This window comes from Paenibacillus sp. NMA1017 (assembly GCF_058895805.1).
In genome coordinates, this window is record NZ_JBZXYR010000026.1 from 1 (window position 1) to 11,752 (window position 11,752).

General features: G+C 53.9%; 4 protein-coding genes. 3 read left to right on the plus strand and 1 reads right to left on the minus strand.

Annotated features, from left to right (window positions below; translation table 11 throughout):
- The coding region (locus AC5ELV_RS25990) for a helix-turn-helix domain-containing protein (protein WP_493432421.1) at positions 1 to 320 on the minus strand (320 nt) is incomplete at its 3' end.
- Between the two features lie 284 nt (positions 321 to 604).
- On the opposite strand from AC5ELV_RS25990, the gene AC5ELV_RS25995 reads away from it, so the two are divergent.
- The 3 genes from AC5ELV_RS25995 to AC5ELV_RS26005 all read left to right on the plus strand — a co-directional run.
- The gene (locus AC5ELV_RS25995) at positions 605 to 1,354 is read left to right on the plus strand and encodes a TnsA endonuclease N-terminal domain-containing protein (protein ID WP_493432422.1); all 750 of its coding nucleotides are present in this window, start codon (positions 605 to 607) and stop codon (positions 1,352 to 1,354) included.
- 971 nt (positions 1,355 to 2,325) lie between these two features.
- Positions 2,326 to 2,550 (plus strand): hypothetical protein, encoded by a 225-nt coding sequence (locus AC5ELV_RS26000; protein ID WP_493432423.1) that lies wholly within the window; start codon positions 2,326 to 2,328, stop codon positions 2,548 to 2,550.
- 12 nt (positions 2,551 to 2,562) lie between these two features.
- Positions 2,563 to 11,752: amino acid adenylation domain-containing protein (locus AC5ELV_RS26005; RefSeq protein WP_493432424.1), on the plus strand; the 9,190-nt coding region annotated here is incomplete at its 3' end.

Genomic DNA, 11,752 nt, shown 5'->3' on the forward strand with positions numbered 1-11,752 from the left:
TCAATTCGAAAACCAGAATTTAGAAATGCTAAAAGATCAAAGGATTTTTTGATTTTCTCGTTATTAAGGTCCGAATGAATTGTATCAATTGAGTCCACACAGTAGGGGAACGTCATTTGATTAGCAATACAAAGTAAATAATCGGTTGTAACATCAAAAACCTCTGCTAAAGATATTAAATGTTTAATTCCAGGTCGTGCTACATTTCGCTCCCAATTAGAAACAACCTGTTTGGTTACCCCGATTTTATTAGCAAGTTCCTCTTGTGTCCAATTATGGAGTAGTCTTAAATTTCTACATCGCTGTCCCAAAGTATTCATGAGTTCACCTCTATTGAGGTTTTAACCCGACCCATCTGCTTACTAATTATACCTACTTATAGCCCATATTATAGCTTATTCATACCCTACTGTACCCTACGAGTAGCCTATGAATAGGCTACGAAGTAAAATATAGCTAAAAAATATTACTTTGCTATTGTATAAAGCTGTGAGTTGTTATATTCTACATTTGTATTTTGAAGTAAAACTAAAATATATCTTAGGAGTAGAAAAAGATAACTGAACTTTACTCTGATTTAGTAGTTCTAAAAAGAAGGTGAATAATGAGCAAAATTCGATCAAGTAACTCTATAGCATCTATTCAACGGAAAATCAAAGAAGGAAGAGGTCAAGGCCACTTTTCGGAATATAAACCTTGGTTGACTGTACATGATGTACCTTCAATAGGGATAGTTACTCGAATTCTTGGTTGGAAAAGTGGTCGACTTCACCATTATCTGTCTGAACACTTTGAATTGGCACATCATTACCAAATGGAGTGGTCAGAGCAAGTGATTGATATTCGCGAACAATTTCCTTTATTACCCCTAGATAAAACCCTCTATATTGCACAAAAGTTAGGCATTAAACATCCAACTGACCTCAAGAATAAGCTTCCCATCATTATGACTACAGATATGTTACTTACAGTAAAACAAGAAGAAAGTATAAAATTTATTGCACATTCTATCAAACCTTCTAACAAGTTGACAAAACGAGTTGTAGAGAAATTACAGATTGAAAAAGAGTTCTTTAAAGACCAAAAGATAGAGTGGGCACTTATTACGGAAAGGCAGATAAACTACAATTTGGTCAGGAATGTCGAATGGCTTCATAATGCTAAAAACAACGATAAGTTGTCAAATCACCATATAAATAGTCTCGAAGATAATCTCTATTGTGCTATTCAACAAACTGAAAAACCACTTGCGAAAGTTACAAGAGAACAAGATGAATTATTTGGTTTACCAAAGTGGGTACTGCATGCAAATCGTGAAATATTTAATAGCGAATCGCTATTGGGTAGTGGATAAGACTCATCTAATACAGCCTACTCTACAATCCATGATTATTTTAGAAAATAGATTCCCATCGGGAGGTATTATCTTTTATCTGACGGAAGATACCTTGCGGGACTTTTTCGCGGATTTTCCAGCAGAATATCCAGCTGACATCGAGTCACGTTTCCAGCCAGGCTTCCAGAAATTCGTCAGGTAATCATGTTAAGGTATCGCAAAGCGCAGGGATTCGGAGCACCGGCAGAGAATGTCTACAGGGGAGATCTCCCAAATCGACCGGCACCCCGCCTGAATGTCGATACGCGTCGAATTCCTCGATTGATGGCAAACCATTCCCAGCATTTCTTCTCCATTCGACTTTTTAGGCAAAATATTAACATCTTATGTTGGACAGACCAAATTCAACTAAATTTTTACTATACATTCTTGGAAATTTTGATATAATTCTACATAGGTTATCTTCCCAATTATGATAGAAAATAGAATTGTATGGTTTTTATACCTATCCATGCTGTCCCGAGAGACCAATCCACTGGCTACCCAGCAAGTCGGCATGCGGGGACCGACAATTGTGGAAAATGACAGCCGAGAATATGTTGCTCCATGACGTCAGAAGGTTCAGAAAGGACTAAGCCAACCTTATCCCAATTCCGATGGAGGATGAAGCGCGTGAGCATTTTTGAAAAGCTGGAATTCACCGCCAATCCAAGGGCTGTCCCGTTCATGCCATACGGAGCATTCTTTGAGCCTCATGCAGCACCATCGTCACATCTAATCGTCAGGAAAAGCTCACTACCCCACAGCCGGATCTTTACTTATCCACACCAGGCGAGGAAATACACAAATCGTACATAGAGTGTATCAATATCCCTTAAACATAGGCTTCGACAAAGGCAGCTCCAGTGCCGAATCCGGAGGTAAGGCCGACTTCCTGCTGGCCGGCCGGAACCCTACAGCAAGCCTTACAACGATGGGAGGAACATCCCTTGTCCACCCCCAAATCCAATTCCGAACCCAATGTAAAACCAAAGCCCGTCTTCGGGCGGCTCGTCCGCAGCAAGCATATTGAAGCAGAGGAGCCGGAAAGCCGCATCTCTTGCGTAGAACGATGCTCATTGTTGTCTTTCACGCATGGGAGCCGAGCGGGACAGCTGCTAGGCAGAGGATTGCCGCATGCTATCAACCGGGCAAGCGAAGCCGAAAGCCATTGACATTGTTGTCGCATGTTTGAAAAGGCGGGGAGCGAGGCTGGAGCGTTGCTGCGGCATATGCTCCGCCGGATTGCTTTTACCGATGAAGAGAGGGGAACGATCCAGATGGCTTTTGAAAAAGAAACGTTGTTTTGGAACGAAAAATTCGGTAGCGACGATTATACCTTGACGAGGCTGCCTTACAGCAAAGCTCCAAGCTCCCTGGCGCCCATTATGACAACCGTCGGCGGGACGCTTTCGGAGGAAGTGGCGCAGCGCGTCCTTCAAATGAGCAAGGGCGCTCCGCTGGCCACTTTTATGATTTTGCTCGCAGGTGTTCAGTCGCTCTTGCATAAATATACAGGCGCTTCTGACATTCTGGTCGGCATGCCGGTTGTACGGAAACCGACGGAGACGCGCCGATCCGTTAATCATACGATCATTTTGAAAAACTCGCTTTCGGCGGGTGCGACTTTTAAAACGCTTCTGAGCGAGCTGAGGACTTCCTTGCCGGAAGCGATTCAGCATCAACATATTCCGTTCTTGAAAATGACGGAGAAGCTGGACCTGCAATATGCAGACGGGATACCCGTCGTCCATACGCTAGTATCCCTTAAGGAGCTGCATCTGGACGAAATCGGGCAAAACGTGGTCACGGATTGTTCCTTTGAGTTCAGCTTAACCGGCGGGACGATACAGCTAGCGCTGTCATATAACGAGCACTTATATGACTCCGAGTTCATGACTCGGGTCGTCGGCCATCTGAATCGCCTGCTGGCCGTGGGGCTTCACGAGTTGGAGCTGGACATCGTGCGGGCGGACATGCTGTCGGAGGACGAGAAATTTCAATTTCTGCAAAGCTTTAACGATACCGAAAAGGACTATCCCCGTGATCGGACGATTCATCAGCTCGTGGAGGAGCAGGCGAAGCGGGTGCCCGAAGCGACGGCGGTTGTCTTTGAGGGGCGGCGGCTTTCGTACGCGGAGCTGAACGAACGGGCGAACCGGCTGGCGCGGACGCTGCGATCGGTCGGCGTGCTGCCCAATCAGCTGGTAGGCTTGATGGCTAGGAGATCGCTGGAGACGGTCGTTGGCATTCTGGCGGTTCTGAAAGCTGGCGGTGCTTACGTGCCGATCGACCCGGAATACCCGGAAGAACGCATCCGCTACATTCTGGAGAACTCGAACGCGCAGCTGCTGCTGACTCAAAGGGAGCTGCAGCAGCAGGTGCCGTTCGAAGGGACCGTGGTGGCGCTGGATGACGAGCAGGCCTACAGCGACGATGGCTCGAACTTGGAGCCGGCCAGCGGTCCGAACGATCTGGCTTATGTCATCTATACATCAGGTACGACGGGCAAACCCAAAGGGGTCATGCTGGAGCATCGCGGGCTGGTCAGCCTGAAACTGACGTTTGCCCATACGCTTCACACGACCGAACAGGATCGAGTGCTGCAATTCGCCAGCCTATCGTTCGATGCGTCGTGCTGGGAGATGTTCAACGCTCTGTATTTCGGGGCGACCTTATATATACCGTCAACCGAGACGATTTTGGATGATCAGCTGTTCGAACGTTTCATGAACGAGCATGCAATTACGATCGCCACTTTGCCGCCAACTTATGCGGCTTATTTGAATCCAGACCGCCTGCCGAGTCTGAGCAGGCTCATCACGGCGGGCTCCGCCGTTTCAGCCGAATTCGTGCAGCAGTGGAAAGACAAGGTACAGTACTATAACGCGTACGGTCCGACGGAAGCCTCGATCGCCACATCCGTGTGGACGGCGTCTACGTATGACACCGAACGCAGAGCGATACCGATCGGACGTCCGATCTGGAACCATCGCTTGTATATACTGGGCGCACAGAATCAGCTGGCGCCTATCGGAGTGGAGGGAGAATTATGCATCGCGGGCGTCGGCCTCGCTCGGGGATATTGGAACCGGCCGGATCTGACGGCGGAGAAATTCATCGAACACCCGTTTGAGCCCGGAGAGAGACTGTACCGGACGGGCGACTTGGCCCGCTGGCTGCCGGACGGAAATATTGAGTACTTGGGCCGGATTGACCATCAGGTGAAAATCCGTGGATTCCGGATCGAGATCGGCGAGATTGAAGAGCAGCTTCTGAAGATCGACTCCGTGCAGGAGACGATCGTAATCGCGCGGGAAGGCAAAAGCGGGCAAGAACTGTGCGCTTACCTGGTCGCGGGCCGCCCGCTTACGCTCGGCGAGCTGAGAAGCGCGCTGGCGCAAAAATTGCCGAATTACATGATTCCGGCGCATTTTGTTCAGCTTCCGCGGATGCCGCTCACGCCGAACGACAAAATCGACCGCAAGGCTTTGCCCGCTCCGGAAGGAAACGCGCTGACCGGCGGCGCGTACGTAGCTCCCCGCAATGAAGCCGAGCGGACGCTTGCCGATGTGTGGCAGGCGGTATTGAACGCTGATCGCGTTGGGGTAACGGATCATTTCTTCGAGCTGGGGGGAGACTCGATCAAGTCCATTCAAGTATCTTCGCGGCTTCATCAAGCTGGGTACAAGCTGGAAATTCGGGATTTGTTCAAATATCCGACTATTTCACAGCTCAGCCTGCATGTGAAACCGATCGGACGTACCATCGATCAAGGCGAAATAACGGGTGAAACGGCGCTGACGCCGATTCAGCATTGGTTTTTCGAGAGCTCCTTTGCGGACCCGCATCATTTCAACCAGTCGGTGATGTTGTACCGGAAGGAACGCTTCGACGAAGAGACGGTGCGTCAGGTGCTGCAAAAGCTGGCTGAGCATCATGACGCCTTGCGGATGGTGTTCCGCAAGACGGAACAAGGGTTTAGCGCGCGGAACCGCGCGATTCAGGAAGGCGGACTGTTCACGCTGGATACGTTCGACTTCAAGGATGCGGAGAATACCGCGCAGGCTGTGGAAGCGAAGGCAACGGACATTCAAGCGGGCATCGATCTGGAGAACGGGCCCCTCGTGAAGGCGGGACTGTTCCGGTGCGCGGACGGCGATCATTTGCTGCTCGCGGTTCATCATGCCGTGGTGGACGGCGTGTCTTGGCGCATTTTGATGGAGGATTTCGCCCTGGGTTACGAGCAGGCCGGCAAAAGCGAAGAAATTCGTTTCCCGGCGAAAACGGATGCGTACCGTACTTGGTCCGAGCAGCTGGCCGCTTACGCGCAAAGCCCGGAGATGGCGAAGGAACGGGCCTATTGGCAGGCCGTGGAACAAATTGCGGTTCCGGCCTTGCCGAAGGATCTGGAGGCGGACGTTACGACGCAGCAGGACAGCGAATCGCTGTTCGTGCGTTTGACTCCCGAAGAAACGGAGCTGCTGCTGAAGCGGGTTCACCGGGCCTACAACACCGAAATGAACGATATTTTGGTAACGGCGCTCGGCATAGCCGTTCGCAAGTGGACGGGACACGAACGGGTGCGGATCAATCTCGAAGGACACGGACGCGAATCGATCGGAACGGATATCGACATCACGCGCACAGTCGGCTGGTTTACGACCAAGTTTCCGGTCGTCCTGGAGCCGGAAACCGACCGGGATTTGGCCTATCAGATTAAACAGGTCAAGGAAAGCTTGCGCCGCATTCCGAACAAGGGGCTTGGGTACGGCGTATGCCGCTATCTCTCCAAATCGGAGGATGGCTTTGTTTGGGGCGCAGAGCCGGAAATTAATTTTAACTACCTCGGCCAGTTCGACGATGATGTCAATCAGGACGAGATCGGCATATCTTCTTATTCCAGCGGCAGCCCGGCCAGCGACCGGCAGGCCCGCAACTTTGTGCTGGATATCAACGGCATGGTGCTGGACGGCGCTTTATCGCTCGATCTCAGCTACAGCCGGAAGCAGTATCGCAAGGAAACGATGGAAGCCTTCGCTCAGCGGCTTGAGCAAAGTCTCCGAGAGCTCATTACCCACTGCGCAGGCAAAGAAAACACCGAATTGACGCCGAGCGACGTGCAATTTAAAGGCTTGACCATCGCGGAATTGGAGCAAATCGCCCAGCGCTCGGGCCATCTCGGGGAAATCGAAAATATTTACTCGCTTACGCCGATGCAGAAGGGCATGTGGTTCCACAGCGCGCTTGACCAGCAAACGGCAGCTTACTTCGAGCAGACGCGGTTTACGATGCGGGGAGTGCTCGACGTCCAGCTTTTCGAGAAGAGCTGGATGGAGCTTGCGAAACGTCATCTGGTGCTGCGGGCGAATTTTGTGAAAGGACCGGCGGGCGAGCCGCTGCAAATCATATACCGCGACAAGCCGGTCGGCTTTGAATATGAAGAGCTGCTTCATTTGCAGATGGACGAGAAACAAGCGTATTTGGATAAAAAGGCCGAGGATGACAAACTTCGCGGCTTCGACCTGGAACATGACGCGCTCGTTCGGGTTACGATCCTGCGCACCGAAGAGCAAAGCTATCATGTGCTGTGGAGTTTCCAGCATATTTTGATGGACGGCTGGTGCCTGCCGCAGCTGACGCAGGAGCTGTTTGAGACGTACTCGGCCTTGGCATCCGGCAAGCAGCCAGCGGGAGATAAGGGATCGGATTATGGCGCCTATATCGAATGGTTGGAGAAACAGGACGATCAGGCGGCATCCGGCTATTGGACGGCATTCCTGGCAGGTTATGAAGGGCAAACCGTACTCCCGGGACAAAAGGAACCGGCGCCAAACGGCAGATTTACGGCTGATCACGTCACCGCCGAGCTCGGCAAGGACTTGAGCGAGCGGATGGACCGGGTGGCGAAACAGCGCTTGGTTACGGTCAATACGCTGCTGCAAGCCGCTTGGGGCGTGATGCTGCAAAAATATAACGGAACAAACGATGCCGTATTCGGCAGCGTCGTGGCCGGAAGACCGGCGGAAATCCCGGGCATCGAGTCCATGATCGGGCTGTTCATCAATACGGTGCCGGTCCGCGTCACGAGCGAAGCGGACACCGTGTTTGCCGACCTGATGGCGAAGCTCCAAGAGCGGGCGCTGGAGTCCGGGCGTTATGATTACTATCCGCTGTATGAAATTCAAGCCCGCAGCGTGCAAAAGCAGAACCTGATCAACCATATCATCGCTTTCGAGAACTATCCGGTGGACGAGCAGATGGAGCAGGCGGGCGACCAGCAGCACGGCGACCTGACGATCGCTGACGTTCAGATGGAGGAGCAGACGAACTATAACTTCAACGTGACCGTGGTGCCGGGAGTCGAGATCGAAATTCGGTTCGACTTTAACGCCGAAGTGTTCGATAAAGACAGCATCGAGCGGCTCAAGGGGCATCTGGTCCATCTGCTGGAGCAGGTGACGGATAACCCGGAAATTACCGTGGGCGAGCTGGAACTTGTGACGGAGGCGGAAAAGGCCGACCTTCTCGGACGTTTTAACGACACCATCACTGAATTTCCGCGCGGGAAGACGCTCATTCAATTGTTTGAGGAGCAGGCGGAGCGCATCCCGGATGCAGCCGCCATCTCCTTGAATGAGCAAGAGCTGACCTACCGCGAGCTGAACGAACGCGTCAACCGCCTTGCCCGTACCTTGCGTAGCCACGGGATATCCAAAGGCCGTCTGGTCGCCATTATGGCTGAGCGTTCCATCGAAATGGTGGTGGGCATGCTGGCGGCACACAAAGCCGGAGCGGCTTACGTACCGATTGACCCGGAATATCCCGAGGAGCGTATCCGTTTCTTGATCGAGGATTCGGGAGCGCAGGTCATGCTGACGCAAAGCCGATTGCGCGAGCGCCTGGCGGGTTCGGACTCCGTGATCTTACTGGATGACGAGTCCTTCTATCACGAGGACGGCACAAATCTAAATCCGGGCACCGAAGCGACAGATCTGGCCTGCGTCATCTATACGTCAGGCACGACGGGCAAGCCGAAAGGCAACCTTGTTTCGCACCGCAACATCGTGCGGATCGTGCGAAATACGAATTATATCGACATCACCGAGCGGGATCATGTCCTCCAGCTTTCGAGCTATTCGTTCGACGGAGCGATTTTCGATATTTTCGGCGCTTTGACCAACGGGGCGCGGCTGGTGCTGGTTCTCCGCGAGACTTTGCTGGAAATCGGCCGGCTGGCGGATCTCATCCAGCGCGAGCACATCTCGGTCATGCTGATTACGACGGCTTTCTTCAACATCCTTGTAGATGTGAACGTCGACTGCCTGCGGGATGTCCGGGTGATTTTGTTCGGAGGAGAGCGCGTGTCGGTCGGCCATGTGCGTAAAGCGCTCGCCCATATCGGACCGGGCAGGCTCAACCATCTGTACGGCCCGTCGGAAAGCACGGTTTATACCACGTACCTTCCGGTCGACTTCGTCGATGAGTCGGCGGTTACCGTACCCATCGGACGGCCGATCAGCAATACGACGGTGTATATCGTCGACAGCCGGAATAAGCTTCTGCCGATCGGCGTGGCCGGGGAGCTTTGCGTCGGCGGAGAAGGCTTGGTACGGGGCTATAATAACCGGCCGGAGCTGACGGCGGAGAAATTTGTGGACAATCCGTTTGTGCCGGGAGAGCGCATGTACCGGACGGGGGATTTGGCGAAATGGCTGCCGGACGGCACGATCGAATACGTGGGACGGACGGACGACCAAGTGAAAATCCGCGGCTTCCGCATTGAGCTGGGCGAGATCGAAGCTCAGCTTCAGAAAGTGGAGGGAATTCGGAAAACGACGGTATTCGCGAGGGAAAACGCCTCCGGCGAGAAGCAGCTTTGCGCCTATTATGAAGCGGACTGCGAGCTTCCGGCGGCCGAGCTGAAGAGCGTGCTTTCCCAGGAACTGCCGGCCTATATGATCCCGGCGTACCTGATCCAGTTGGAGCGGCTCCCGCTGACGACGAACGGCAAGGTCGACCGCCGGTCCCTCCCGGCGCCGGAGGAGAGCTTGCAGCCGGGCGAAGGACGTACTCCGCCTCGGACTCCGCTGGAAGCCAGCTTGGCCGGAATTTGGAAAAGCGTGCTCGGATTGGAGCACATCGGCGTTCATGACAACTTCTTCGACCTGGGCGGCCATTCCCTGCGGGCGACGACACTGGTGAGCAAGGTGCATCAGGAGCTGAACGTCGAGCTGCCTCTGCGCGACGTATTCCGCTACTCGACGATCGAAGAGATGGCTCTGGCCATCTCCCGGATCGGAGAGCAGTCGTTCTCGTCGATTCCGCTGGCAGGCGCAAGAGAATATTATCCGCTTTCCTCAGCTCAGAAGCGGCTGTTTATCCTGAATCAGCTGGAAGGGGCCGATCAGAGCTACAACATGCCGGGCGTGCTGCTGCTGGAAGGATCGATTGACCGGAGCCTGCTGGAGAAGGCTTTCCGCGGACTGATCGCACGGCACGAAACGCTGCGAACCGGCTTTGAGATCGTACAAGGCGAAGCAGTACAGCGCATTTACGAGAGCGTCGACTTTGCCGTCGAGTACCGTCATGCGAGCGAGGAAGAAGCGCCTGAAGTCGTGCAGGCCTTCATCCGGCCTTTCGACTTGGCGAAGCCTCCGCTGCTGCGGGCGGAGCTCGTAGAGCTGGCAGCCGAACGTTATTTGCTGATGTTCGACATGCACCATATCGTCTCCGACGGGGTTTCGATGGACGTGTTAGTCGAGGAACTCGTTCGTCTGTACGGCGGCGAGTCATTAGAGCCTTTGCGCATTCAATACAAGGACTATGCGGTATGGCAGCAGTCGGACGAGCAAAAAGTGCAGTTGAAACGCGAGGAAGCTTACTGGCTGGACCGTTACCGGGGCGAGCTGCCGGTTCTGGAAATGCCGACGGACTATCCGCGTCCTGCCGTGCAGAGCTTTGAGGGACAAACGCTGACGTCCTTCGTGGACGAGGCAACGAACGAAGGCTTGAAGCAGCTGGCCGCTCAAAGAGGAACGACGCTGTATATGGTGCTGCTTGCGGCATATACCGTGCTTTTGCATAAATACACAGGTCAGGACGATTTGATCGTCGGAACGTCGATTGCGGGCAGAACGCACGGAGACACGCAGCCTTTGATCGGAATGTTCGTCAATACGCTGGCGCTCCGCAATTATCCGGCTTCGGAGAAGACCTTCCTGTCGTATCTGGAAGAAGTGAAAGAAACGACCTTAGGCGCTTACGAGCATCAGAATTATCCGTTCGAAGAGCTTGTCGATAAAGTGCAGGTCAGCCGGGATTTGAGCCGCAACCCGCTGTTTGACACGATGTTCTCCCTGCAAAACTTGGAGGATAAAGAGTTTGAGCTGGAAGGGCTGAAATTGTCCCCGTACCCTAGCGAATACGGCACGGCCAAGTTCGACTTGAGTGTGGATGTTACGGAAGAAAACGGCGGCCTGGAGTGCAGCTTTGAATTCGCAACGGCTCTTTATAAAGAAAGCACGATCCGGCGGCTGTCGACTCATTTCGGACATTTGCTTGCGGCGATCGTAAGCCGTCCGGATGCGAAGATTGCCGAGCTGAACTTGTTGACGGCAGAGGAAAAAGAGCAAATTCTCGGCGCGTTTAACCCGGCGCAGCCGGAAGCTGCTCCTGAGGCCGCGTTCCACCGGCTGTTCGAGGAACAGGTGGAGCGCACGCCGGAAGAGGCGGCCGTCGTGTACGAGAACGACCGGCTGACGTATGCGGAGCTGAACGAGCGGGCGAACCGCTTGGCGGCCACGCTGCGCGCAAGCGGCATCGGCCGGGAGACGATCGTCGGTATTCTCGCCGAGCGTTCGGTGGACTTGCTGGTGGCCGTGCTGGCCGTCTGGAAAGCGAGCGGGGCGTATGTGCCGCTCGACCCGGATTATCCGGCGGACCGCGTGCGGTTCATGCTTGAAGACAGCGGAGCGAAGGTGCTGCTGACGCAAACGCCGCTGCGAGAGCGTGCCGAAGTCTGGCTCGGCGAAGAGGAGCTGGCGCTGGCGGCGGTGCTGTACCTGGACGACGAAGCGTCGTACAGCGAGGAGCGGGCGAATGCGCCGATTGGCTCCGGCATTGTCTCCGGCAAGCTGACGGATGCTGTGGACGACGGCGATGAGAGCCATCAGAATGTTGGCACCGACAGCTTCCATCAAGCCCGTCCGGAGGATCTGGCGTACGTGATCTATACGTCGGGAACGACGGGCAAGCCGAAGGGCGTGATGATCGAGCACGGCAGCTTGGTGAACACGGCGGCGGGCTACCGGCGGGAATACCGGTTGGATCAGTTCCCGGTGCGGCTGCTGCAGCTCGCAAGCTTCTCGTTCGACG

Bases quoted from the DNA above. Each gene is read 5' to 3' on its own strand.
- AC5ELV_RS25995 (WP_493432422.1), top strand. From the start codon at position 605: ATGAGCAAAATTCGATCAAGTAACTCTATAGCATCTATTCAACGGAAA.